At 37.0% G+C, this 24,772-nt stretch carries 22 protein-coding genes; 9 read left to right on the top strand and 13 right to left on the bottom strand.

The features are described 5' to 3' along the window. Window positions 1-3 precede the first annotated feature (3 nt). On the top strand, window positions 4-390 hold the full coding sequence (locus EKM66_RS09510) for a VOC family protein (RefSeq protein WP_125763983.1): 387 nt from the start codon (window positions 4-6) through the stop codon (window positions 388-390). 42 nt (window positions 391-432) lie between these two features. On the opposite strand, the gene EKM66_RS09505 is transcribed toward EKM66_RS09510, so the two are convergent. From EKM66_RS09505 to obgE, 7 genes are all read right to left on the bottom strand, one after another. Then, window positions 433-1,167, bottom strand: coding sequence for a hypothetical protein (locus EKM66_RS09505; RefSeq protein WP_125763982.1), 735 nt, complete (start codon window positions 1,165-1,167; stop codon window positions 433-435). 51 nt (window positions 1,168-1,218) lie between these two features. Then, entirely contained in the window at window positions 1,219-1,401 is a 183-nt protein-coding gene (gene rpmF, locus EKM66_RS09500) for a 50S ribosomal protein L32 (RefSeq protein ID WP_125763980.1), read from the bottom strand. Window positions 1,402-1,488: 87 nt separating this feature from the next. Continuing rightward, a complete protein-coding gene (locus EKM66_RS09495; RefSeq protein ID WP_125763978.1) occupies window positions 1,489-1,809 on the bottom strand; it encodes a LapA family protein in 321 nt (106 codons plus the stop codon). Between the two features lie 12 nt (window positions 1,810-1,821). Beyond that, on the bottom strand, window positions 1,822-2,619 hold the full coding sequence (locus EKM66_RS09490; protein WP_125763976.1) for an SDR family NAD(P)-dependent oxidoreductase: 798 nt from the start codon (window positions 2,617-2,619) through the stop codon (window positions 1,822-1,824). Between the two features lie 33 nt (window positions 2,620-2,652). After that, window positions 2,653-3,582: a ribonuclease Z gene (gene rnz, locus EKM66_RS09485; protein ID WP_125763974.1), complete on the bottom strand. Its 930-nt coding sequence runs from the start codon at window positions 3,580-3,582 to the stop codon at window positions 2,653-2,655. Window positions 3,583-3,596: 14 nt separating this feature from the next. Beyond that, window positions 3,597-5,519: an acyltransferase family protein gene (locus tag EKM66_RS09480; protein ID WP_125763972.1), complete on the bottom strand. Its 1,923-nt coding sequence runs from the start codon at window positions 5,517-5,519 to the stop codon at window positions 3,597-3,599. A 15-nt stretch (window positions 5,520-5,534) separates the two neighbouring features. Further along, entirely contained in the window at window positions 5,535-6,809 is a 1,275-nt protein-coding gene (gene obgE, locus EKM66_RS09475) for a GTPase ObgE (RefSeq protein ID WP_125763970.1), read from the bottom strand. A gap of 212 nt (window positions 6,810-7,021) precedes the next feature. Here obgE and EKM66_RS09470 point away from each other — a divergent pair, with 212 nt between their 5' ends. The 4 genes from EKM66_RS09470 to EKM66_RS09455 all read left to right on the top strand — a co-directional run bounded on the left by EKM66_RS09470 (window position 7,022) and on the right by EKM66_RS09455 (window position 11,450). Further along, a complete protein-coding gene (locus tag EKM66_RS09470) occupies window positions 7,022-7,774 on the top strand; it encodes a DeoR/GlpR family DNA-binding transcription regulator (RefSeq protein WP_125764000.1) in 753 nt (250 codons plus the stop codon). Further along, window positions 7,775-8,698 carry a 1-phosphofructokinase gene (gene pfkB, locus EKM66_RS09465; protein ID WP_125763968.1) on the top strand — a complete coding sequence of 308 codons (924 nt, stop codon included), beginning with the start codon at window positions 7,775-7,777 and terminating at the stop codon, window positions 8,696-8,698. A 15-nt stretch (window positions 8,699-8,713) separates the two neighbouring features. Further along, window positions 8,714-10,666 (top strand): PTS fructose transporter subunit IIABC, encoded by a 1,953-nt coding sequence (locus tag EKM66_RS09460; protein WP_125763966.1) that lies wholly within the window; start codon window positions 8,714-8,716, stop codon window positions 10,664-10,666. 112 nt (window positions 10,667-10,778) lie between these two features. Next, the gene (locus EKM66_RS09455; protein WP_125763964.1) at window positions 10,779-11,450 is read left to right on the top strand and encodes a DUF3862 domain-containing protein; all 672 of its coding nucleotides are present in this window, start codon (window positions 10,779-10,781) and stop codon (window positions 11,448-11,450) included. Between the two features lie 169 nt (window positions 11,451-11,619). On the opposite strand, the gene uvrC is transcribed toward EKM66_RS09455, so the two are convergent. Beyond that, window positions 11,620-13,437, bottom strand: a complete 1,818-nt coding sequence (gene uvrC / locus EKM66_RS09450; RefSeq protein ID WP_125763962.1) for an excinuclease ABC subunit UvrC — start codon at window positions 13,435-13,437, stop codon at window positions 11,620-11,622. 216 nt (window positions 13,438-13,653) lie between these two features. Between uvrC and EKM66_RS12580 the strand changes: the two genes are divergently transcribed. Further along, the gene (locus EKM66_RS12580; RefSeq protein ID WP_155832091.1) at window positions 13,654-13,806 is read left to right on the top strand and encodes an SPJ_0845 family protein; all 153 of its coding nucleotides are present in this window, start codon (window positions 13,654-13,656) and stop codon (window positions 13,804-13,806) included. A 146-nt stretch (window positions 13,807-13,952) separates the two neighbouring features. On the opposite strand, the gene EKM66_RS09445 is transcribed toward EKM66_RS12580, so the two are convergent. The 3 genes from EKM66_RS09445 to EKM66_RS09435 form a co-directional block, all read right to left on the bottom strand. Beyond that, a complete protein-coding gene (locus tag EKM66_RS09445; protein WP_125763960.1) occupies window positions 13,953-14,432 on the bottom strand; it encodes a hypothetical protein in 480 nt (159 codons plus the stop codon). 135 nt (window positions 14,433-14,567) lie between these two features. Then, window positions 14,568-15,278, bottom strand: a complete 711-nt coding sequence (locus EKM66_RS09440; protein WP_125763958.1) for an MgtC/SapB family protein — start codon at window positions 15,276-15,278, stop codon at window positions 14,568-14,570. 33 nt (window positions 15,279-15,311) lie between these two features. Then, window positions 15,312-16,031: a GntR family transcriptional regulator gene (locus EKM66_RS09435; RefSeq protein WP_125763956.1), complete on the bottom strand. Its 720-nt coding sequence runs from the start codon at window positions 16,029-16,031 to the stop codon at window positions 15,312-15,314. A gap of 160 nt (window positions 16,032-16,191) precedes the next feature. Between EKM66_RS09435 and EKM66_RS09430 the strand changes: the two genes are divergently transcribed. Both EKM66_RS09430 and EKM66_RS09425 read left to right on the top strand, forming a co-directional pair. After that, window positions 16,192-17,532 carry a PTS sugar transporter subunit IIC gene (locus EKM66_RS09430; protein WP_125763954.1) on the top strand — a complete coding sequence of 447 codons (1,341 nt, stop codon included), beginning with the start codon at window positions 16,192-16,194 and terminating at the stop codon, window positions 17,530-17,532. Window positions 17,533-17,555: 23 nt separating this feature from the next. Then, window positions 17,556-20,177: a glycoside hydrolase family 38 N-terminal domain-containing protein gene (locus EKM66_RS09425; RefSeq protein ID WP_125763952.1), complete on the top strand. Its 2,622-nt coding sequence runs from the start codon at window positions 17,556-17,558 to the stop codon at window positions 20,175-20,177. A gap of 123 nt (window positions 20,178-20,300) precedes the next feature. Here the strand turns inward: EKM66_RS09425 and ltrA are convergent, their stop codons facing one another. Further along, on the bottom strand, window positions 20,301-21,683 hold the full coding sequence (ltrA, locus tag EKM66_RS09420; protein WP_125763950.1) for a group II intron reverse transcriptase/maturase: 1,383 nt from the start codon (window positions 21,681-21,683) through the stop codon (window positions 20,301-20,303). Between the two features lie 564 nt (window positions 21,684-22,247). Here ltrA and EKM66_RS09415 point away from each other — a divergent pair. Continuing rightward, the gene (locus EKM66_RS09415) at window positions 22,248-23,435 is read left to right on the top strand and encodes an MFS transporter (RefSeq protein WP_125763948.1); all 1,188 of its coding nucleotides are present in this window, start codon (window positions 22,248-22,250) and stop codon (window positions 23,433-23,435) included. Between the two features lie 21 nt (window positions 23,436-23,456). Here EKM66_RS09415 and EKM66_RS09410 read toward each other — a convergent pair whose 3' ends face one another. Next, window positions 23,457-24,737 carry a glycoside hydrolase family 125 protein gene (locus EKM66_RS09410; protein ID WP_125763947.1) on the bottom strand — a complete coding sequence of 427 codons (1,281 nt, stop codon included), beginning with the start codon at window positions 24,735-24,737 and terminating at the stop codon, window positions 23,457-23,459. Between the last annotated feature and the right edge of the window lie 35 nt (window positions 24,738-24,772).

Here is a 24,772-nt window from a genome sequence, read left to right as displayed (position 1 = left end):
AAATTGAAAATAAAAAATATTGATCATTTAGTATTAACTGTACACGATATCTTTGTAAGTTGTGACTTTTATTCGGAAATACTTGGTATGACGGTTATAACATTTGGTGAAAATCGAAAGGCATTGCGTTTTGGCAATCAAAAAATCAATCTTCATCAGCTTGGTCACGAATTTGAACCTAAAGCTAACACACCTACACCTGGATCAGCTGATCTATGTTTGATCGTTGAGGATAGTATTCCTGATATCATCAAACAGCTAAATAAATATTCAATTGAGATTGAACAAGGTCCCATTGAAAAAAATGGTGCTGAAGGTAAAATTGAATCAGTTTATATACGTGACCCTGATATGAACCTAATAGAATTATCTAACTACAAACAAAAATGAGACTACATCATCGATGATTAAAATCGATGAATAGTCTCATTTTTATTTGGTGATATACATATAGAAATCACTAGTTGCTAAATTAACATTGTAATGAACACCTTTAGAAGTTATTTGCTTCATAGTAGTTGTACCACCCTGAGCGTCTTTAACTTCCTTACCAAGGTCTTTAACGACTTGCTTGCCATCTGCACCTACAAACTGTGAAATCAGCACTAGATCAGTACCAAAGGCTCTCATACCCCTTTTAGACTTCATAGTCTTATAAGTAATATTCAAAGCAATACCCATCAGTTGTCCATCTTGAACATTGATTCTTAACTTAGTTCCATTAGAAGTTGTATATTTTAAAATACCATTTTTGGCAATTAAAGGTAGTTGGTCTGTCTGATTACCCATTTTCAAGTTCATAAAATTATACTGTTGAGCAAAAGTCGTGTAATCGATCAATGCATTGGACTTCTTAACTTTGACAATTGAAGTCTTAGTATCGTCACCCTTTACTGCTTTGATTTTGACATTTTGCGACTTTGTTGCAACAGGAACTGAAATAGCAAAGTGGTCATCACTAACAGTAACCTTCTTAGTTACTCCACCCACTGTATAAGTAAGTTTGTCATAATCAGTTGCTTTACCTTTAACAACAGCAACTAGACCATTTGCGGAATATTCGCTTTTAGTCGTTGAAAGACTTAACTTGGAACATCCGGTCAATAGTATGAAGAATACAGGAACTAACATTAAAAATAAATATTTTAACTTTTTCTTCATCATCATGGTTTCCCCGTTTATTAAAAAAAAGCCAAGCATAATTTACTTGGCTTTTAATTAAGCTTCTTTCTTTTCGTCGATAACTTTTTCACCCTTGTACATACCTGATGGTGATACATGGTGACTGATACGATATTCACCAGTAGCAACGTCGAATTGCATGTTTGGTGTATCTAATTTAATGTGTCCACGTCTTTGACGTTTTCTTTGTTTTGATGTTTTTCTCTTTGGAACAGCCATATTTAAAAACTCCTTTATTTATATTACTTAATCAAATCTAACGTTTAATATAATACTATCATAAAAACGTTTGAGCAAGCAAAATTACTATTTTGTTTGTTTTTTCGTCTGATTTTCCTTTAAAGCATCAGCAATTTGACTATCATTTGATACTTTTACATTAGAAATTTGTTTCTTAGCACTTCTAGATAATTTGTCATTATCCTTCTTACTCTTACCCGAACCAGCCAAAAGCATCGTAATAACTGCTCCCAATAATAATGAAACAATTATTAGAACGATCAATGGCAATTGAACGTGCGTGAATCCAAAGCTAACTGTAACTGGATTAACATTTAAAACCGCAAAAATAACAACAATCAATGTGATTACTAATCCAATTACAAATTTTGCTTGTTTACTACTCATAAAAGTCATCCCCTACTTTCGATTTCCAAGAGTCGCTGCAAAATAATCCCCAAGACTTGGTGCAAGCTTGTAAAGAACTGCTCCCAATTCCATAAGACGTGGTCGATTGATCTCGCGCTTATTCGTATTGAAGGAATTAACAATTTCCCAAGCTAATTTATCTGGATCAAGAACAAATGCCCTGACTGAATCCAAATAACCGCCCTTATGATCAGCAATATTGAAAAAGTTGGTTGCCACTGGTCCAGGATTGATAGTTGTAACTTTAACAGCAAATGGTTTAAGTTCCAACCTCAATGCGTCAGAAAATGCGATAACTGCTGCTTTTGTTGCAGAATATGCAGCAGATTTTGGTGTAGGCATCTTGCCAGCCATAGAGCCAACATTAAGAATATGTCCGTGACCGTTAACAATCATTTCACTCGCAACTAATCTTGTCATTAACATCAATCCTAAGACATTGACACGGAACATTTTTTCAACTGTATCGAAATCAGTTTCCAAATAATTTGAAAAATCACCAAATCCAGCTGCATTAACTAATATATCAATATCTGGGGAAATTTCAAATGCTTGGTCAACACCCTTGCTGATTTGATCAGGATCACTCATATCAATCAAGATATATTCGTGATGTGATGATTCAGCACCGACACGAATACATTCATTCTTAACCTTGATGAGCTTATCTTCACTACGAGCCACCAAAATCAAGTTTGCACCTAATTTTGCGGCATTGATTGCAACATCCTTACCAATTCCAGATGATGCACCAGTGACCATAACTGTTGGATTCAATAAATTACTCATTAATTTGCCCTCTCTTCAAAAATATTTCCGACTCTATATTTTAAATGGTACATCATAAATATCGAAATCGTTGACTACTTTCGTATTTTTAAAAACTTTTTGAGCTTCTTTTTGTAAGATCAATGATCCCTTACCAGTATAACGAGCAGAAATATGTGTCAACAGCAGGCCCTTAGCGTTACATTTCTTTGCAACTTCAGCGGCTCTAGTGGCCGTTGAATGATAGTAATTATAAGCAAGTTGTCTCTCATCATTAGAAAAGGTAGACTCATGAACAATAACATCAGCATCTTGCGATAGTTTGTCAATTTCAGGTGTATAACGTGTATCTGAAATTATCGTAACGACCTTGCTTGGTTTATCAGGACCAATAAAGTCCTTGCCATTCAATACCGTCCCATCGTCCAAAGTTACCGTCTTACCAGATTTTAATTGGCCAAAAATAGGGCCATTTGGAATGTTGTATTTTTTCAACTCATCAACTAAAAGTTCCCCAGTACGAGGCTTCTCAGTTACACGATAACCGAAACAAGTAATTCTATGCTTTAATTTTCCAGCAACTACACGGAAAGTCTTGTCATTGAATATTTCTCCGCCATCTTTTAACTCGATATATTTGATTCGATAATTAAGTTTGCTTCCAGTAACTCTAAGAGAAGTTTCAACAAACTCCTTAATACCGACTGGTCCGTATATTTCAAGAGGTGATAATCCCCCTTGATTGGCACGACTAGCAAGTAATCCAGGCAACCCAAAAATATGATCACCATGTAAATGAGTGATAAATATCTTTGTGATCTTCCTTGGTCGAATCGTTGTTCTCAAAATTTGATGCTGTGTGGCCTCGCCCACATCAAAAAGCCAAACTTCGTTTCTTTCATCCAGCATCTTCAACGCTGTACTAGAAACGTTACGACCCTTTGATGGAACACCGGCACCTGTTCCTAAAAATTCTAATTCCATATATAAATCCTATTCTACTTTTTATCTAAGTCTTTTAATATTTCCTTTGCTACAAATGAAGTGTAGTACATTGAACCATCAGGATTTGGATGAACATTATCATCATAGAACCAATCAGTATGTCCATTTGAATAACTATTCCAATCAATAACCGTCAAGTTCTTATACTTGTCACTAGCTTGGCTCAAGACACCATTAACTGTCTTCTCCCAAGGACGAGTTGGAACATGTACATTGATCCAGAATACTTGTCTTTGAGATCCAACCAATTTCATAATTTGATCAACTTGTTGCATATTGAAAGGACCATTTGTACCCAATCCAATCAATACATTGGGAGCAAGTACGCCTTGATCTTTATAATTTTGCAAAATTGTAATACTTGCATCTAATTGACGACTAACTGCGGCATCGACAACAACTTTTTTATCATCAAATAATTTCAAGAAGTTATCTGAACCATCAGCCATAACTGAATCACCAACAGCCGTTAATGGAACATCCTTTAATCTTTGAAGCTGAATTTGTGTCAATCCATATTTCTCAAAATCCTGGTTGATTGGTGCATCTTTGGCTTGTTTCTTATATCTAGCCATATCTGCTGCACTAACTTTGCCATTAGCTTGAGACTTCTTGTTTTTCTTCAAATTCTTAATAGCTTCTTGGTTCTTTTTCTTAGTAGCTTTTTCATTCTTATTAATCTTATTTGCCAATTGACTGTGGTTAATATTTGGGTTTGGTGCATCTACGGCTTTAACAACACTGTAGCAACCAGTAATTGTAATCATTGCAACTAACAGAGCAATAACTTTTTGATAACCAAGTGAATTCTTAAAGAAATTCTTGATAGAATTCCAATTTGCATGTGCCAATGGTTGTTCCACATATCTAAATGAAAATTCAGTTACTAGAACGATCAATATAACCTCTATCACTGGATAAAGGATCGGATGGTCGGCAATATTCTTGAACTTTGATTCAAAGAAAATCATAACTGGAAATTGATACAAATATAATCCGTAACTTCTACTACCAATGTAATGGAAGACTTTATTGGACAATACTTTATTCCAGAAGGCATCCGGGTGAGCCACTACTGCAATCAAAATACATGTAACAACGGTGAAAATGAACATTCCGCCACGATACAGGAACGGATCATTATCCTTAACCGTGAAAATCATCAAAATCATTAATGCAATTGACAAAGCCCCAATAAGGTTAAGTTTAAGTTTGTCACCTTTCTCTAGTCCTGCTTTTAATCTTTCAGCGGGCCAAATCAAAGCTAGTCCACATCCCATTAAAATAGAAAATAGACGTGTGTCAGTACCATAATAGATTCTACTTGGATCAACACCTGGCTTAAATAATATTGCCATCCAAATAGCGGATGCAACCGAAAGTACTAGTGTGAAGCCAAAAATGCGGCTCTTTTTAACACCAAACTTAATAAATAATAGCAATAACAAAGGCCAGACAATGTAGAACTGACCTTCGATTGATAATGTCCACAAATGTGTAAATGGTGATTCATTGTTCGCAAATCTTTCAAAATAAGATTGACCATTAAATATTTGCCACCAATTATAGACATTCAAAACATTAGTTAAAACAATTTGATCCAAGTGATACAGCAAATTCTTCAAGAAGAAGAAAATGTATGCACCAGATGCTAATAATACGAATAGCATCCCTGGATATAATCTTTTCAAACGTTTCCAATAGAAATTCTTCAAATCAAACTTCCCACCAAAATCAGTAGTGTTGAAAAAATGGTCAGTTATCAAATATCCTGAAATTAAGAAAAAAATTGGAACTCCTAAATATCCACCGGAAAAGACGTTAGGATTCAAGTGATACATTATGACACCTATAACCCCTAAAGTACGTAATCCGTCAAATCCGCTTATATATCTTCTTTTCGGTGATTTATTCATTATGTTTATTTACCCCTAAATGAAATCAAAAGTGAAGTCAAGAATTGTTACAGAATCTCCTGATTGTGCGCCAGCCTTCATCAGACCATCTTCAATGCCCATACTCTTAAGTTGACGAGCAAAACGCATAATACCATCTTGGTGATCAAGATTACTTCGTTTAAGAAGCAATTCAACATCATGTCCTTTAACAATAAAGCTGTGTTCATCTTCTTTTTCAATAGTAAACTTATCAGCTTTTGTCTCGTAATTGTATTCTTTAGTTTCATCTGACTGAACATCAAAATGAATTGGTTCCGCCTTAGCAAGAACCTCACTTGTATGATTCATCAAATCTTTAATACCTGTGTGTTGAATACTTGAAATTGCAAATATATCAGCATCTTCTGGAAGTTGTTTCTTAAACTCTTCCAATCTTTCTTCAGAACCAGGAATATCCAACTTAGTTGGTACGATTACTTCTGGTCTGCTCAATACGTTCTCATCATAGTTACCTAATTCTTTACGAATTGATAAGTAATCTTCGTATGGATCACGTCCATTCTCTGGATCCATATCAACAAGATGAAGAATTACTCGTGTACGCTCAACGTGGCGTAAGAATTGAATACCAAGTCCAACACCATTTGAAGCACCCTCAATAAGTCCAGGTAAATCGGCGATAACGAAATCTTGTCCATTATCAAGTCTAACCATACCTAGATTAGGTGAAAGCGTCGTAAATTGATATGCAGCAATCTTAGGCTTAGCTGAAGTTGCTACAGATAATAATGTAGACTTACCAACTGATGGGAATCCAACAAGTCCAACATCGGCAATCAACTTCAATTCAAGACGTAAATGAATCTCCTGACCAGGTTCACCGTTTTCGGCAACTTCTGGTGCACGGTTCTTAGAGTTAGCAAAGTGGATATTGCCTCGTCCACCGTCTCCACCTTTAGCAACAACTAATTCTTGATCATGTTCAATCAAGTCACCGATTAATTTGCCGGAATCTTCATCATATACAGAAGTTCCAGCAGGTACTGCAATATATACGGGATCAGCTTTATGCCCATACATACCCTTTATTTGGCCGTTTTGACCGGGTTGTGCCTTAAAAATACGTTTGTATCTGAAATCCATCAAAGTATTCATACCTTCATGGGCTTTCAAAATAATGTCGCCTCCGCGACCGCCGTCTCCTCCAGCTGGTCCGCCTAAGGGAACATATTTTTCATGGCGAAAGGCTACTGCTCCATCTCCACCTTTACCAGATCTAACGGTGATTTTAACGTTATCTACAAACATTAAAACTCCCCTTTCTACTCATAGTTATCATTTTTAAATTTTAGCACAAAAATTGACATCATAATACTTAGAATATAAACAATTTGTTTAAGCAAATTGAAATCACAATGATACAGTTTAACCGTTTTTGAAGTTTTTTGAAAGAATTTGAACGAATTTGGTTGATTTTGAATGAATTTGATGTATTATAGTTCTCGTGAGGTGATATGAAAGTGCTTACTGAAGAGAGACAACAAATTATACTCGAACAATTAAAAATTCATAATATTGTTAAATTGCATGATTTGATCCCCCTGACAGGGGCATCTGAATCCACTTTAAGACGTGATTTACAAGATTTAGAGAATTGCCATAAGTTATTACGAATTCATGGTGGAGCTCAAAACGCAATTTCTTTACATGAAGAACCGGCACTTTCCCAAAAAGCTACTGTTCACTTAGATGAAAAGAAAGCAATTGGACGAACAGCTGCTGGCCAAGTAAGAAATCAAGAAGTCATATTCTTAGATTCAGGAACCACGATTCAGTTTATGATTCCTTATCTAATCGAACATAAAGACTTACTTGTTATCACCAATAGCGTGGATAACGCCTCAATGTTGGCTGATTACGACATTGAAACCTTCCTGCCTGGTGGAAAATTAAAATCATCTACCAAAGCATTAATTGGTTCAACCATGATTCAAACGCTAGAAACATATCATTTTGATAAAGCGTTCTTAGGAACGAATGGATTCTCAATGGATTCTGGATATACAACTCCGGATCCAGAAGAAGCTGCAATCAAGACGCTAGCAATGAAACGATCAAATCAGACCTTCGTACTTTCTGATAGTTCCAAGTATTGTCAAGTCAGCTTTAGTAAATTTGCCGACCTACAAGATGCTACCTTAATTACGGACAAACTACCAGAAAAAGAATCGGGATTATTAAATAAGAAGACAAAAATCATGGAGGTAAACTAATTGATTTATACAATCACTGCTAACCCTTCAATTGACTATGCACTACAATTGAAGACTTTAACAACTGGTGAAGTTAACCGAACAACTAGCGACGTGAAACTTCCTGGAGGAAAGGGAATCAACGTTTCTAGAATTCTCAAAGAATTGAATATTGATTCTACTGCTTTAGGATTTGTTGGCGGAGCCACTGGTGAAATGTTTAAGAGTTTGTTAGCTCAACACGACTTAAAAACTAATTTCACTAATGTTTCTGAGGATACTCGTATCAACGTCAAAGTTAATGCGGTCAAACAAGATGAGGAAACAGAGATCAACGGTACTGGTCCTGCTATTTCAGAAGACGAAAAATCTTTATTTATGAAACAACTTGGATCTGTAGGAAATGGTGATGTCGTTATCATGTCAGGCAGTCTTCCAAAGAAACTTCCTGATACATTCTACTTAGACATTGCCAAGATGATCCAAGCTCAAGGTGCTGATTTTGTCATTGATACAACTGGTCAAGCATTGTTGGATACATTACCATTGCATCCCCTAGTTGTTAAACCAAATCACCACGAATTGGCAGAACTGTTCAATACAACATTCAACTCTGACCAAGAAATTATCGATCATGCTAGAAAGTTATTGGACCAAGGTGCTAAACATGTATTAGTTTCAATGGCTGGAGATGGTGCATTATTAGTTACAAAGGATCACGCATACAAAGCTAATGCACCAAAAGGAACTGTCATTAACTCTGTTGGTGCTGGTGACTCAATGATCGCTGGATTTGCTGGAACATTCATGAAGACAAATGATCCGATTGAAAGCTTCCATATCGGTGCTGCCTGTGGGTCAGCCACTGCATTCAGTCAAGATATTGCCATCAAAGCAAAGATTGACGAAGTTTATAACGCCATTAGTATTTCGGAATTAAGTTAAGGGAGGGACTTATTGATGGATCTTAAACAATTACTACTTAAAGACGCTATGATCATGGACCTTAAAGCTACTACTAAAGAAGAAGCTATTGAGGAAATGGTCGACAAGTATTATCAAGTCGGCGTCATTAATGACAAGGATTTATATAAATCTGATATTTTAAAACGTGAAGCTCAAACAAGTACTGGTATTGGTGAAGGAATTGCTATGCCACATGCTCGTGATAAGGCTGTACAACGTGCTACTGTACTTTTTGCTAAGAGTGCCAAGGGTATCGATTATCAATCACTAGACGGACAACCAGCATACCTATTCTTCATGATTGCTGCTCCAGACGGTGCTGACAATCTTCACTTACAAGCACTTGCTGCTCTTTCATCACTGCTTATCAACCCAGATTTGGTAGCAAACTTGAAAAAAGCTACAACTGCTGACGAGGTTCAAAAATTATTTGATGATGCAATGGCTGCTAAAGAAGCCAAAGATAAAGCTGACGAAGAAAAACAAGCTAAAAAGGCTGCCGCAGCAAAAGCTGCTGCTGATAACGGAACAACAGAAGACGAAAAGCCTTTCGTTGTTGCTGTAACTGCTTGCCCTACTGGTATTGCACATACATACATGGCTGAAGCTGCTCTTAAAGAACAAGCCGAAAAGATGGGTGTAGATATCAAAGTTGAAACAAACGGTTCTGAAGGTGTTAAGCACAAGTTAACATCGGACGAAATCAAACGTTCTGTCGGTGTTATCGTTGCTGCTGATAAGAAAGTTGATATGCCTCGTTTTGATGGTAAGCACTTGGTCAATCGTCCTGTTTCAGATGGTATCAACAAAGCTGAAGAATTGATCAACCTAGCCACAGAACAAAAAGCACCTGTTTTCCATTCTGAAGGCGGAGCTGTTTCTGACGATGAAGATTCAGCCGAAACTAAGTCACTTTGGTCAAAGATCTACGCTGACTTAATGAATGGTATCTCAAATATGCTTCCATTCGTTGTTGGTGGTGGTATTTTGATGGCCATCTCATTCTTACTTGAAAACTCAGTTGGAGCACATTCACAATGGTTCTTGTTCTTCAACAACGTCGGTAACTATGCATTCAGCTTCTTGATTCCTGTTTTAGCAGCATACATTGCCGTTTCAATCGGTGATCGTCCTGCCTTGCTACCTGGTTTTGTTGGTGGTTATATGGCATCACAAGCTACTGCATCAGTTGTTTCATCTAAGAGTCCTGCCGGATTTATCGGTGGTTTACTTGCTGGTTTCATCGCTGGTTGGACTGTCATCTACTTAAAGAAGGCTCTAAAGAACCTTCCTAAATCACTAGATGGCTTGAAACCAATCTTGCTCTACCCTGTTCTAAGTCTTCTGATCGTCGGTGCAATCATGTACTTCGCTGTCGACCCAGTCTTCGCCGTTGTTAACCATGCTATTACCGCATTCCTTGAAACTATGGGTACTGGTAATGCCGTTGTTCTTGGTACATTGCTTGGTGGAATGATGGCTATCGATATGGGTGGCCCATTCAACAAAGCTGCTTATACATTCGCTATTGGTACATTTACTGCTACACAAGATGGTGCTTTGATGGCTGCTGTTATGGTTGGTGGTATGGTACCACCTCTAGCAATTGCCATTGCTACAACATTCTGGAAGAACAAGTTTACTGAACAAGAAAGACAAGCTGGTCTATCTAACTACGTTCTAGGACTTTCATTCATTACTGAAGGTGCCATTCCATTTGCTGCCGGAGATCCACTTCACGTTATCGTATCAAGTGTTATTGGTTCAGCAATTGGTGGTGGTTTGACACAACTTTGGGGCGTTAACGTACCTGCTCCTCATGGTGGTATCTTCGTTACACCATTAGCCAACAAACCTTTGATGTACTTATTAGCTGTTATTATCGGTGCTGTAATTTCCGGAGTCATTTACGGAATTTGGAAGCCTGCTAAAAAAGCTGCAAAATAAATATTAATTCTATAAAAATAGGGAATGTAATCCAAAATCGGATTGCATTCCCTATTTTTCTACCCTGATTTACTGTTATCATAGTAATAATCGATAACTTTTGAGGTGAATAATGAAACGTAGTGAATTCCGTCATAGAAACAATCGACGTAATAAATTAATAACAAAATGGTGGTTCTGGCTGATAATCGTCTTAGTACTAGGTACAGCAATCTTTATCGGCTATAAATTCACTGCACAACCTCAATATATCCAAGACCGTATAGTTATCCCTACTAGAAAACATACAAAAGTTTCTAAACCATCAAAAAATGACAATACGGTTACGTTAAAAAAGTACAACAGTATTTATCTAGATCTCAAAAATGGTATTTCAAGCGATAGTGCTCAAAAGATATTCGGTAAATTTACCTCAAGAAAAACTAGTACGATCGGTGATATTGAAACAACGAGATATGTCTGGAAAAACCAAAGCAACCGTATGACTTTAAGCATCGGATTCACAAATAACCACGCTATCAGTAAGTCTATATCAGGTTTGAAAATAGATCGTCAGCAAGAAATAAATAATATATTGTACGGACAAATAAAAAATGGTCTGTCAGTAGAAGCAGTAACCGCCCTACTTGGCAAACCAAATGGTTATTCTGAAAATGTATTAGAGAGCAATCACTCCAATGTATTCTCATATACTAATGATTCACTTGGTAAAATGGACAAAAACTTAGTAATAACCTTTACCGATGGAAAAGTCAGCGGTAAAAACTGGTTGAGTTTACAATAAAAAAAGTGTGACGAAACATGGTCAGCTTTCAAGCATTAAGGCAAAACAGACTAGTAATCCGATCTTGGATTACTAGTCTGTTTTGTTTTAAGCGGAAAAAGCTATGTTTTGGCGCACGATTACGAATTACATAATAAGCATCTGGCAAATAGTTAAGTCACAGCTTTTTTTAACCCTTAGAATATTTTTTATGAAAGTCAGTACTTGCCAAAGTGATTTTGATTGTTTGCGCTGTAGTCTTTGAAATTCCTAGTTCAGTAAAATCATCAATTGACGCATCCTTCATCTTCTTGACTGAGCCAAATTTCTTCAATAACTTATTACGTGTCTTTGGTCCAACACCTTGGATGCCATCAAGTCTTGATGACAAGGCATTCTTACTTCTTGTTTTACGCTGAAAGGTAATAGCAAATCTGTGAACTTCATCTTGAATTCTTTGCAGTAAATAGAATCCTTGGCTTTTACGATCCAATGGCACTATCTCGCCGTCTTCTCCAAAGATCAAATGCGAAGTATTATGATGATTATCTTTGACCATACCAGCAACAGGAATATTAATACCTAGTTCATTTTGCAATACATCCATTACCGCACGGAGTTCAATAATTCCACCATCCATCAAGATTAAGTCAGGTAAATTACCATCTTCTTTGATAAGTCTAGAATAACGACGATAAATAACTTCACGTGTATTGGCTGCTTCATCAGCACCTGATTGATGTTCAACTTCACCTTTGATCTTATACTTACGATAACCACTCTTCTCAGGACGGCCATCTTGGAACATGACCATTGCCGAAACAGGATTGGTACCTTGGATATGCGAATGGTCAAAAGATTCAATAACGTGCCCATATGGCAATCCTATAGCATCAAATATTTGCTTCTGTGCACCATAAGTTTGGCGATTGTCCAGCTCCATAAGTCGGAACTTCTCTTGCAACACCAATTTGGAATTATCAGCAGCCATATCCATCAAGTCTTTTTTCTGACCACGCTGTGGTGTTCTAAATGGAACATTCAAAACTTGTGATAACGTGTCTTTATCTAGATCTTCTGGTACAAGAATCTCCTTAGGCATAACCTGATTTCTTCTATTATAAAACTGCAAAATAAAAGTCGATAATTCTTCTTCAGGAGTATTAATACATGCGAAAACTTTTTTCTCACGTTTCATCAACCGAGCTTGTCTGATAAAGAATATTTGAATAGAGATCCAGCCTTTTTCGACATAATAATTGAAAATATCACGAGGTGTATTATCATTCGAAATAATCTTCTGCTTCTCAACCGTTGTTTCAATATACTTTATTTGATCACGTAGTTCAGCGGCCCGTTCAAATTCCAGCTTCTTAGATGCTGTTTCCATTCTTGATTCAAGACTAGACTTAACTTCACCAACACTACCGCCAAGGAACTTTTTGATTTTTTCAATTTGCTTATCATACTTTTCCTTAGGAACTTCCTGGAAACATGCACCAAGACATTGTCCCATATGGTAATACAAACAAGGACGTCCCAAATGACCTTGACAACGTCTCAATGGATACACCTTTTGTAGGAAGTTTATGGTATTTGTAGCAGCCCAGACATTAGGATACGGACCAAAATAATATGCGCCATCTTTTTTGACCAAACCAGTGATCTCCATCTTAGGATCACGTTCATTAGTTATTTTAATATATGGATATCCCGTACCGCGCTTTAATTTGATATTGTAATAAGGCTGATGCTTTTGAATCAGAGTGATTTCTAACAAAAAGGCTTCTTTATCATTAGAAGTAATAATCGTTTCAAAATCACGAATCTCTGATACTAATCGTTCCGTCTTCCCTTCATGGGAGCTCTTGAAGTATGAACGAACACGATTTTTTAGATTTTTAGCCTTACCAACATAAATAATTTTGGAATTTATGTCTTTCATTAAATAGCAACCTGGACGAGCTGGTAATAGACTTAATTTATGTTCAAGATATTCTGTTGCCAAGAAATATCTCCTTTCTATATGTTTCTCTTAACCTATCCATTAAAATATAATTATTACATAATGTCCACCAATAAGAACAAATGTTCATTTAATATTAAAAAAGTTCATTTTTTTAAAGATAAATTAGAGTAACAATTTGAGATTTACTTCAAAAGGTCTTATAATGTAGTTAATTAAAAGATAAATAATAACTCAACCTGAAAGGGGCTGATACCGATGGGCCTAACAGTGAAACGCGAAGAGAATTTTGGTAGTTTATTTGACAAGTTTGCTTCACTTCCCGATGATGTCAAAAAGAACGTAGATCGAGTAGATTCTGCGGACAAGAAATCTTCTAAAAACGATAAAGATTCTAAAAGTAAAAAATAACTTCTCATATTTTCAACTCTTCATCCTACATTGAAGAGCAATGCCATTTATATTACCGTCCGTTACAAATATAAAAACCCTTTTGATAGTAAAAGGCACCCGCCAGAGAAATTCTGACAGGTGCCTTTTTTATATTCTCAAATTTATTAAGAATTAGCATTTTGAATAAATTTAGCGTTAATGACCGGGCGAGTTATCGTACGACCTTTTTCATTTGTATAATTCTCAACACTATTAAATTTACCGAAAACCTTAATTCTTGACCCTACTTCTAATCTGGACATCCCTTTGGATAAAGTACTCAAATCATACTTTATCTTAACATCCTTAGAATGGTCTCTTCTATCAAGCGAAACTATCGCAAAATCATCATCAGATCTTAAAACTGATCCCTTTTGGTAAATTTTAGTGTTCTTATATATCTGTGGATTTTCGTATAAGTTGTCAAAAGATACATAAATGTAATTATTCATCTTCGACTGAAATTCCGCTTCAGTTAATTGGCTGGACAATTCTTTTGAATCTTGCTTTACTCTTTGAACCCCTTCATCAAATGCACCAAAATTCATAACCACGGCCACACCAAGAAATAAGAACAGTAAAATAGCAGTAATCCTTTTTACCATTAAATTCCCCCAATAAAAAAACTTTATCAGATAGGAATACTTATTTCAATGTAATCTTATCATTTAAATAATTAAATAGTGATATATTAATTGACAAATAAAAAATGACCACCACTTGGTGATCACCATAGTCATTTAACCTAAATTAATCAATTGAACTTTTGTAATATTGTCTCCTGCCGAGATTCCTTCAACAACATCTGTATATTTCATATTATGCGGTAATTTAATCTCATATACATTTGTATATGTGTATGAACCATCCAACGCTTTATTAGCTCTGAAATTAACATTACTAATACTGATAGAATTTTCCTTGAAATAGCCCATAATGAACTTCTTACCTTTGTTCTTATCCAAATATTGAATCTCAATTTTCTTAAGTGGATTAACACGGACAATTCTCTTTAGGAATGCAACAACACCATAAACCACGACAAAACTTGCGACAGCAATCAAGTAGTTTCCCATACCAACGGCTAATCCGATACAGGCAACAACCCAAAGACTAGCGGCTGTCGTCAGTCCTTTGATTGAGTGATGCTCAACAATAATAGTACCAGCACCTAAGAATCCAATACCACTGACAACCTGAGCAATAAGTCTGGCCTCATCAGCCCTGATAACTCCCTTATATGCTGGAAAAGCACGTGCCATCTCAATGGCATCAAATCCGATTTCCTTTTGAATCATGGCAATAATACATGCACCTAAACAAACTAAGATATGTGTTCTAATTCCTGCAGGTCGATGCTTATGAGCTCGATCCCATCCGATAACTCCGGACATTAACGTTGCTAGAAGCAAACGAATTGTAACTGTTAATATGTCTAAATGTAAACTCACGTCTCCCCACCTCTAATAACACCTTACCACAAATTAAAAATCAGATTGCGGACGATGTACATCTAGAACAAATTTGCTCTTTTCATTCTTAAATTTAGAGATAGAGTATTCGAACGGACGGCCTGACTGGTCATACCCCACCTGTTCAATACAAAGTACGGCATCACCATTCTCGATATCCAAAGCATGACTGGTCTCATCATCAGCTGAATCGGCAAAAACGATTCTTCTAGCATCAGTTAAACGTATTTTATGATCACCCAGGTAATCATAAATTGAACCTGCAATGACTTTTTCATCCAACGGCACAATATCTGTCGGCATAACCGTGTGCTCATAGCTATAATGTTCCCCATTCACAAATCTGGAACGTTTAATCTCATAAACCGGTTCATTTGATTTAATACCCAGATTCTTCTGTTCATTTTCATCTGGCAATCTAGCACCGAAATCAATCACCTTACTAGTGATTTTCTGATCACGATGCGAATACGTCACACCAATGGGCAAATCTAGTGGTAATAGCTCATCGTCACTTTGTTCTATCTGTTTCCTGACATATGTTCCCGATCCCTGCTTACTAAAAACAAGTCCTTCGTCTAGCAATAGATTTAGGGCTTTTTTTAATGTTAATCGACTTACATCATATTTTTCTGACAGAACTTCTTGTGTTGGTAATGGAGTGCCAGCGCGATAATGATTCGTCAAAATGTTCTTTTTGATATCAGAATATATCTCTCTGTATCTATACATATTTTCACCTCATATTCTGAACTTGTATAAACCAATTATACCACATAAATTAATTTGTATAGTCAAATTCTAAATTTGTTGTTTACAAATTCTAAAATCCATATATAATAAAACTCGAAAGTTGGCGCTTACTTAAAAAAATATTTGGAGGAAATTCCCCATGAAACTTGATTTGGATAAAATCCAAGGTCCATTGTTAAAAATGTCATCTTGGGTTGAGAAGAATAATATTCTTCAAGCTATCAAGAACGCCTTTGTTCGTACTATTCCCTTTACCGTTGTTGGTTCGTTCTCGAACCTGATCAAAATGCAACTGGATGCATTGATCAGAACACAGAAGTTGGATAGCCCCTGGCTAACTAACCTGAGTGACCTATTTGGCTACGTCGGAACTGCCACACTTGGTATTGTAGCCATAATTGTTGTTATTTCGTCAGCCTACTCATATGCCTTGGAGCTAAAAGCCAAGCCTCATAATGAGAAGCTAAACCCTATCTTAGCAACACTATTATCTTTAGCAGCATATTTCGTCATGGTTCCAAACAATGTTAACTTTGCAGACCCAAAAGCCAAGGTTATCGAAGGTTTCGCCTCATCATTTTTCAACTTTGAGGGAATGTTTACCGCTCTTATTGTTGGTATGTTAGCTGTATTCATGTACAACAAGTTCACTCACAGTAAGTTCACCATCAAAATGCCCGGAAACGTACCACAGAATGTTTTTGATTCATTTTTTTCTTTGATTCCTATTACTGAAGTACTATTCATCTTCGGTATTGTCCGTATTTTAATTGAAACACTCGGATTCACTTCATTGATTGAAATTATCTCAGTTGTATTGATCAAACCAATGCTTAGTGTTGGTACAGGTTTACCAGCAATCATCGTCGTAATTCTTTTAGAACAAATTCTTTGGTTCCTAGGACTTCACGGTTTCAATATCGTCTGGGGAGTTGTTTCAGCTTTCTGGTTACCACTATTTCTACAAGACGTTGCAAAATTTGCGAAGACACAAAGTTTTGCTGATGTATCAATTGCTCCAAATACTATGACTAACGTTTACGCCATGATCGGTGGTTCAGGTGCAACCTTTGGATTGATCATTGCCATGTTAATATTCACCCATCGTGGAGAAAAAGAACGTGAAGTAGCAAAACTTGCCTTCATCCCTGGATTATTCGGTATCAATGAACCTGTAATTTTTGGATTGCCAATTGTACTTAACCCTATCATGTTCATTCCATGGGTAGTTGTACCAGTATTCAATGCAATTGTTGCTTACACTGTTACAAAGATTGGTTGGGTCGTTCCACTAGTTGTCTTGAACTCTGGTAATGAGCCTATTTTCCTAAGTACCTGGATACTAGGCGCCTTCCACATAAGTCCAGTTATTCTAACCGCTGTTCTAGTTGTATTTGATATTATGATTTACGCACCATTCGTAGTTATTAACCAACGTAGTGAACGTGCTAAAGCCGAAGCTGAAATGGCAGCCGCATAAAATAGTTATTAAAAGAGGTATTCATGAAAAATATTCACGCAATTGCTCATACACACTGGGATTTTGAATGGTATTTCACTCGTCAAGAAGCAAGAGTTCAATTTGCCTACCATATGGACGATGTCTTCGAAGCGCTTGAAACAAATAAGTTAAACTATTATTTGCTGGATGGTCAAATGTCCATCATTGATGATTATCTAACTAATTTCCCTGAGAAAAAAGATTTATTTACAAAATTCATTACTGCAAAACGTCTCTTTGTTGGTCCATGGTACACACAGATCGATGAAATGGTAACTTCTGGTGAATCCATCGTTAGAAATCTTTCACTTGGTACTAAGCTGGCTAATGAGCTTGGTGGTGTCATGAAAGTTGGATACCTACCTGATTCTTTTGGACAAGGTCAAGACATGCCCAAGATTTTCAACGGGTTCGATATTTACAACACCGTATTCTGGCGTGGTATGCCAAAAGAAAAAAATTGCCGTTACTTCTACTGGAATAGTAACGACGGATCTAAAGTTCTTACGGCGAATATCAAAAATGGTTACTACGCTGGTGTTGAGTTAATTGAAAAAGACGATTTTAATACACTATTTAACAATATCTCAACTGACACTGACGCCACAGAACTTGTTTTGCCGGTTGGTGGTGATCAACGTGCCATCGACTTCAATCTTAAAGACAGAATCAAGCAAGCAAATGAGAAATCTAGCTCTGATTTTCATATCAAGGAAAGCAACTATCCTAAATATTTTGAAGAACTCGCTAAATGTGAAAACTTACCTACATATAGTGGAGAATTCATTGACCCTTCTGCATCCAAGATCCATCGTGGAATCTACTCATCTCGTGCAGATCTAAAACAAATTTACGACAAACTTGAACGCCGAATGACTTATCAAGTCGAACCCCTAATCGCACTTGCTGCACAATTCGGTATTCCAAACAAACAAGGTCTTGTAGACGATATCTGGAAAACAATTGCTCGTGGTCAAGCACACGACAGTTCTGGTGGTTGCAACAGCGACAAAACCAACTCCGATATTCTTCATAGAGCAAAAGTTGCTGATCAATTATCTTACTCAATAATTGATTACCTAGTTAGAAAACTTAGCATTTCACAAAATACACCGTTTGACTTGTTCCTCTGGAATCCCCTGCCAGTATTGATGAATAAAGTACAAACTGTGGAAGTTTCAACAAAAAACAAATCCTTTGAATTGCAAAACGAACATGGTCAAAAAATCGAATTTGATATAATCGAACAATCCCAACAAAATTCCGCCCCTCTTCGTCGTAACTTGAAAGAACGTAAGCAAGAATTGTACTACGTTACAACAATTAGTTTTAAAACAGTGCTAGAGCCAATGAGCTGGCAAGGTCTACAAATCAATGAATTAGAAAATAAGTGCACTAATCAACTACATAACAGTGACAACATCGAAAACACTTATTACAGAATTTCAATTGATAATGGTGAACTGACTCTTCTTAATAAGGATACCAAGAAAACATTCAACAACTTTCTTACCTTTGAAGACAGTGGTGATGATGGTGATACTTATGATTACTCTCCTATGTTCAACGATTGGGGTATTAACCTCGATTTCAAGAATGCAGATGAGGTTCACTTCGTTAACGGAACAATCCAAAGTAAACTAACGATTACTGGTTCATGGAAACTTCCACTCAATTTGAAAACACGTGAAGAACGAGTATGCGATACACAACTACCATATAAATTAGTGTTGATTCTTAACACTGATTCCCCTGTTATCAACTACAATTTGGAAATTGACAATACCGTGCTTGATCACAGATTAAGGCTCGTACTCAACACTGACGTTTCGGCTGAGAATTCATACTCCGACACTCCTTTTGGCACTATTGCTAGACCAGTCAACGATCTACACTTAAACGATTGGCAAGAGATTGGCTATCGTGAGGAACCCACAAGCATGCGTCCAATGATCCATTTTGCTAACACTCATTCGAATCAATCTAGTTGGACCTATATCGGACTCGGTGCTAAAGACTTCCAAATTATCGGTGATAATTACGACATGCTTGCTATCACAATGTTTCGTGGTATTGGATTCTTAGGAAAACCTGATCTGTTGCGTCGTCCTTCAGACGCATCTGGATTAGAAACACGTTATGTGGAAACTCCAGAGAGTCAGCTTCAAGGCAAGAATGAATTCAACGGTGGGATTATAATTACTGATAATTACAGCCCTGCCGAAATTCAGGCTCAACATCTTCAACTTTCATCTGGTACCCTTTATTACCAAGATCAAAGCTTAAATCGTTTTACTAATCCCCTAAGGTATTTCATGATGAACGAATTGGATGAACCAATTACCCACAAGAAATTCTTCAATCTTGATGCTGAGAAGTTAGTTCTAAGTTCCATTTCAACGACATCAGCTGGTACTGGATTCGAATTGAGATTGTATAACCCAACTGACGAAGTGATATCTGCCCCCGGATATATCAACTTCGACACCCCTGTCAGCCTTGCTTTACTAACTCTTAATTCAGAATTTAAAGAATCACTTGATTCAGAGGTTCAACAACATCAAATCAATGAATTCCAACCTGGTGAAATCAGAACTTATGGAATTTACTTGCTTAATAACTAATATAAATAACAAGACGTGTGGCAAAACACATTTGACCTATAAATAATCGAGTAGGAGGTAACTTTTAGTTACCGACCTCACACACCACCGTACGTACGGTTCCGTATACGGCGGTTCATTAATTTAAGCATTCTGAATAGACTGGAGTTTCTTGGACATATTTATTAGTCCAAGAGATTCCAGTTTTTCATTTGTCAAAGTGTACAACAGAGTCTTACTATGCGCTGTTCGCCAATACCCCTTACGGGTGTTGGCAAAGATTCTAGCTTGAGTTCTTGTCATACCTAGTTTTGTCAGATTTTTAAATCTGGTTTTTATTTTCTTCCACGACTTCCATATATATTGTCTGATTCTAGAATGCAGCCATTCATCAAGTGATTTAATGAATACTTTCATCTTTCCAATTCCATAATAGTTAAGCCAACCAACCATCTTCTGATTGATCTCCTTGAAGAGTTCATCAAGGCCTCTGCCTCGATTTCTCTTCGTTATTTTCTTGAGTGATTGTTTAACTCTCCTTTTGGCTTGTTGGCAAGGACGCACGTAAGTGCCCTTGCTCGACACACCTAATGAGAATCCTAAAAATTTTAGTCTTAGAGGAGAGCCAACTTTGGTCTTCTTCTGATTGACTGTTAGCTTTAGATCTTTCTCAAGAAACTTGGAAATGCTATCCAGAACTCGATAGCCTGCACGTTTGCTTTTGACATAAATATTACAGTCATCAGCGTAACGGACAAACTTGTGTCCACGAACGGTTAGTAACTTATCAAGTTCATTTAGATAGATATTGGCAAGTAATGGAGAGAGGTTGCCACCTTGTGGCGTGCCTTTCTCAGACTTCTGAAACATCTGTCCGTCCATTACACCACTAGTAAGAAATTTACGAATCATCCTTAACAGCCATTCATCATCAATATATTGTTTGATGAATCTCATTAGTAAATCGTGGTTGACCGTATCGAAATATGCCTTTAGGTCAAGGTCTATCACACAGTGGTAGCCTTGGTCATAAAATTCTGTGACACGTTTTATAGCGTCATGGGCGCTGCGATTTGGTCGAAAACCAAAACTATTATCTGAAAAGGCCTTCTCAAACACAGGCGTCATTGCTTGCGCAATTGCCTGTTGTATCAGGCGGTCAATGACCGTTGGTACTCCCAGTTTACGTTTAGTTCCGTCAGGCTTAGGTATTTCTACTCTTCTGACAGGACTTGGTTTGTATGAAAGGTCTCTCAATGATTCAAGAAACTGAGATTTATTCTCTTTAAGGTAGTCCAAAAGTTCATAGACAGACATTCCATCTATTCCTTCTGCACCTCTATTTCCATATACCCTTTTGTAAGCTGTATTGAGATTATCTCTATCTAGTACTAGTTCTTTGAAAGAAATGCCACTCCTAATCGTACTTTCACCAGAGGCGGTACTACGCGCCTCTGATTGTCTTTGGTCTTCCAGACCTATCTTCTTCAGATGGTCAGCTTGTTCTGTTTTCTGCGATTGTCGCACCGCTTCCACCTCCAATATCGACAAGAGTTATTAATGTTCGGTCCTTCGTCGCAAGCGACTACTATGACCTCGGCTGACTTCTGTACCATTCAGCTAGACATCACTGCCTAGTTTGTTTGTAGGATACATTTCGTTTCCTTGCCAAACATATGGAACAGACCTCCCCAGGTAAGAACGCTAACTTTCATACCATGTAGCTGTTGGCTTTACTGTACTTATTTTCGAGTAGTATTGGACTTTGGGTTGAGTGGCACCCTTATCCAATAAGCACAGCCTTATAGCCACTTCTTGTACATCAGCTCAGTATTTTGTTTTAGACTTCCTTCAGATTCTGCCTCGCAACAGACACCCTTGTCCTCAACTAGTGATTCCGACTACTACGGCTCACAGTGGACTTTCACCACCAAGTTAGCGCCCATGCCGGGCGCACCACCCTAAAAAAGCAGACTAAGCAACTTAGTCTGCTTTTTTTTACCTTCTTCTAACTAACTGAACATTACCTATATTCAAAAAATCGGATATAATTGTAAATACAACTATTCAAACTTTTGGGGGAAATATTAAATGAACAAATATCGCTGGCAAGCCAGTGCTTTAGTCCTGGTGTCATTCATGCTGGGATGCAATGAATTCATGGTTGTCGGAGTAATATCAGATATTGCACGATCACTACGTGTAACTGTCGCTACCGCCGGTTATCTAGTAACTATTTTCGCAATTGTTTACGCAATCAGCACACCCATTGTTACGCTGTTTTCCAATAAATTTGACCGCTACAAGGCTTTAATGATTCTTATGGTCATCTTCTTTATCGGTAATACCGCCAGTGGATTCGCAACAACATATAACACATTTCTAATTTCACGATTACTAACAGCCGTTGTCGCTGGAACAATTGAATCATTAATTATACTGTTTGCTAATGACCTAGCTCCTCGAAACAAACGTGCCATACTGATTTCTTGGATTGCCGCCGGATTCAGTATCGCCTCAGTTATCGGATTACCAATCGGAACGGCCATCAGTACCGCCACCAGTTGGCATATGGCTTTTCACTTAATTTCACTTTTAAGTCTATCTACCTGTATAGTCTTGGCATTTATTTTGCCACGTAATTTACCTAAAGCACAGGAAAGCAGTATTAAAGGACAATTGGTGTTATTAACTGATCGACGAGTTTATCTTGGAGCAATACTAATTCTTTTTTCAGCAGCTGCTTTGTACGCCTACTATACTTACATTCGTCCAATATTAACGACCGCACTTGGATTCAACACAATGGCATTGAACTGGTTGCTATTCGCACTGGGAATCATGAGTATCTTAGGTAACCGTCTTTCCGGAACCGTTGCGGATCGTCATGGTCTGACTACTATGCCCCGCTTTTATATTACAGATATAATTCTACTATTAGGTCTATCTTTTTCATTGACTAACAAAATCGCAGGAGTTAGCGTTTTGCTAATTTTATCCTTAATTATTTCAGTAGTGAATTCACCTATTCAGATTCATTTCTTAGACGTTGCTGAAGCTGATTATCCTCAAGCAACATTACTTGCCTCTTCATTGAATGCCATATTCTTCAATATTGGTATTTCGATTGGATCAGCAACGGCCGCTGGAGTATTGAAACACAGTGGATTGTTCAATTTGGGATATGGTGGTGCAGTATTTTCTGTGCTAGCTTTATTAACGGTCCTAGTTCTAAACCGTACTATTGCTCATCATAAGCAAAACAGCTTTCAAAATTAATTGAAAGCTGTTTTTTTCGTCTCAAATTTTATATGTAAGTCTCAAATAGTGAAATACTAACTGGCAGAATGTCATATTAGCCCATGAGAACCATTCCCTAGTGTACTGTGACACATCATCGACATTGACACCTTCATGACATTGCATTGTATCGTCATCAATTTGGGATACTAGTTTAATATCTGCCTTAATTGCATCAACATCATTTGACGTTAATCCTTCCATACATTTGGAAATAGGCCAAACATATCTCTCTGGGGTATGAGCACTACCGATCCCACTAAATACTTTACCTGAATAATAGTAAGGATTATCACTACTCAAAATAAACTTGCGAGTATTGAGATAGACATCATCTTCCACATCACAATAACCTAGAAATGTTGCAGATAACAAGCTGGGAACATTAGCATCATCCATCAAGTTGTAATTTCCAAGACCGTCTACTTCATATGCAAAGATTTTTTTGCCATCTTTTTCAACGATACCATAATCATCGATACCCTTTTGAATTTCTAAGACCAAATTTTGAACCTTATCCAATAATTCAGCAGCCTGATCATATTGTCCAAGCATATCCTTCAACTCATTCAAAATAACTACTGCGTACATGTTAGCTGGAATCAAATATCCATATTTGCAGGCATCGTCACTTGGTCTGAATCCACTCCAAATCATCCCTGTATACGAAACCGGACTACCTTTGCCATCATGTGTCAATGTGTCTGAAGGTGGACAATCAGTTCTATTGAAGAAGTAATCTGACTTCTCATGATGCTGTTCTTTGATAAAAGTATCAACAATTATTCCTGCCACTTTATAAAATTCATCAGTCAAATGTGCTGTATAACCTGTCTTGTACAATTCATAAGCAAGATGTATTGGCGCACATAATGAATCCACTTCAAATTTACGTTCCCAAACCCAATCAGGAATTGGAATATTTGATGCATCCTCAGTCCAATGTGCACCTGATTCTGATTGATTAAATGCATTAGAATATGGATCAATTTGAACATAGAACAATTGTTTCTTAATGACACCTGCCACAAATTCTTTTAGTTCAGGGATCTTTTCCGATATCTCCAAATATGGCAATACTTGAAAAGTAGAATCACGCAACCACATTGCGGGAATATCACCTGTGGCAACAAATACTGAACCATCTTTCTCGACTGTAACTGTATGTTCTATCGTATCTACTAAGCAATTCCGAAATAGCCTAGTTTCTTTTTCGCTATCCAATTTGACTGTTTTAGAATAATTCGTAATTTGTTCAATTAATTTCTTTTGATCGATCATTTTACACCTCGTTATTCTTCTCTTAGGTATATTTT

Source organism: Companilactobacillus hulinensis, assembly GCF_003946555.1.
GTDB lineage: Bacteria > Bacillota > Bacilli > Lactobacillales > Lactobacillaceae > Companilactobacillus > Companilactobacillus hulinensis.
This window is presented reverse-complemented; position numbering and strand designations above follow the sequence as displayed.

Bases quoted from the DNA above. Each gene is read 5' to 3' on its own strand.
- EKM66_RS09505 (WP_125763982.1), bottom strand. From the start codon at position 1,167: ATGATGATGAAGAAAAAGTTAAAATATTTATTTTTAATGTTAGTTCCT.
- rpmF (WP_125763980.1), bottom strand. From the start codon at position 1,401: ATGGCTGTTCCAAAGAGAAAAACATCAAAACAAAGAAAACGTCAAAGA.
- EKM66_RS09495 (WP_125763978.1), bottom strand. From the start codon at position 1,809: ATGAGTAGTAAACAAGCAAAATTTGTAATTGGATTAGTAATCACATTG.
- EKM66_RS09490 (WP_125763976.1), bottom strand. From the start codon at position 2,619: ATGAGTAATTTATTGAATCCAACAGTTATGGTCACTGGTGCATCATCT.
- rnz (WP_125763974.1), bottom strand. From the start codon at position 3,582: ATGGAATTAGAATTTTTAGGAACAGGTGCCGGTGTTCCATCAAAGGGT.
- EKM66_RS09480 (WP_125763972.1), bottom strand. From the start codon at position 5,519: ATGAATAAATCACCGAAAAGAAGATATATAAGCGGATTTGACGGATTA.
- obgE (WP_125763970.1), bottom strand. From the start codon at position 6,809: ATGTTTGTAGATAACGTTAAAATCACCGTTAGATCTGGTAAAGGTGGA.
- EKM66_RS09460 (WP_125763966.1), top strand. From the start codon at position 8,714: ATGGATCTTAAACAATTACTACTTAAAGACGCTATGATCATGGACCTT.
- EKM66_RS09455 (WP_125763964.1), top strand. From the start codon at position 10,779: ATGAAACGTAGTGAATTCCGTCATAGAAACAATCGACGTAATAAATTA.
- EKM66_RS12580 (WP_155832091.1), top strand. From the start codon at position 13,654: ATGGGCCTAACAGTGAAACGCGAAGAGAATTTTGGTAGTTTATTTGAC.
- EKM66_RS09445 (WP_125763960.1), bottom strand. From the start codon at position 14,432: ATGGTAAAAAGGATTACTGCTATTTTACTGTTCTTATTTCTTGGTGTG.
- EKM66_RS09435 (WP_125763956.1), bottom strand. From the start codon at position 16,031: ATGTATAGATACAGAGAGATATATTCTGATATCAAAAAGAACATTTTG.
- EKM66_RS09430 (WP_125763954.1), top strand. From the start codon at position 16,192: ATGAAACTTGATTTGGATAAAATCCAAGGTCCATTGTTAAAAATGTCA.
- EKM66_RS09425 (WP_125763952.1), top strand. From the start codon at position 17,556: ATGAAAAATATTCACGCAATTGCTCATACACACTGGGATTTTGAATGG.
- EKM66_RS09415 (WP_125763948.1), top strand. From the start codon at position 22,248: ATGAACAAATATCGCTGGCAAGCCAGTGCTTTAGTCCTGGTGTCATTC.
- EKM66_RS09410 (WP_125763947.1), bottom strand. From the start codon at position 24,737: ATGATCGATCAAAAGAAATTAATTGAACAAATTACGAATTATTCTAAA.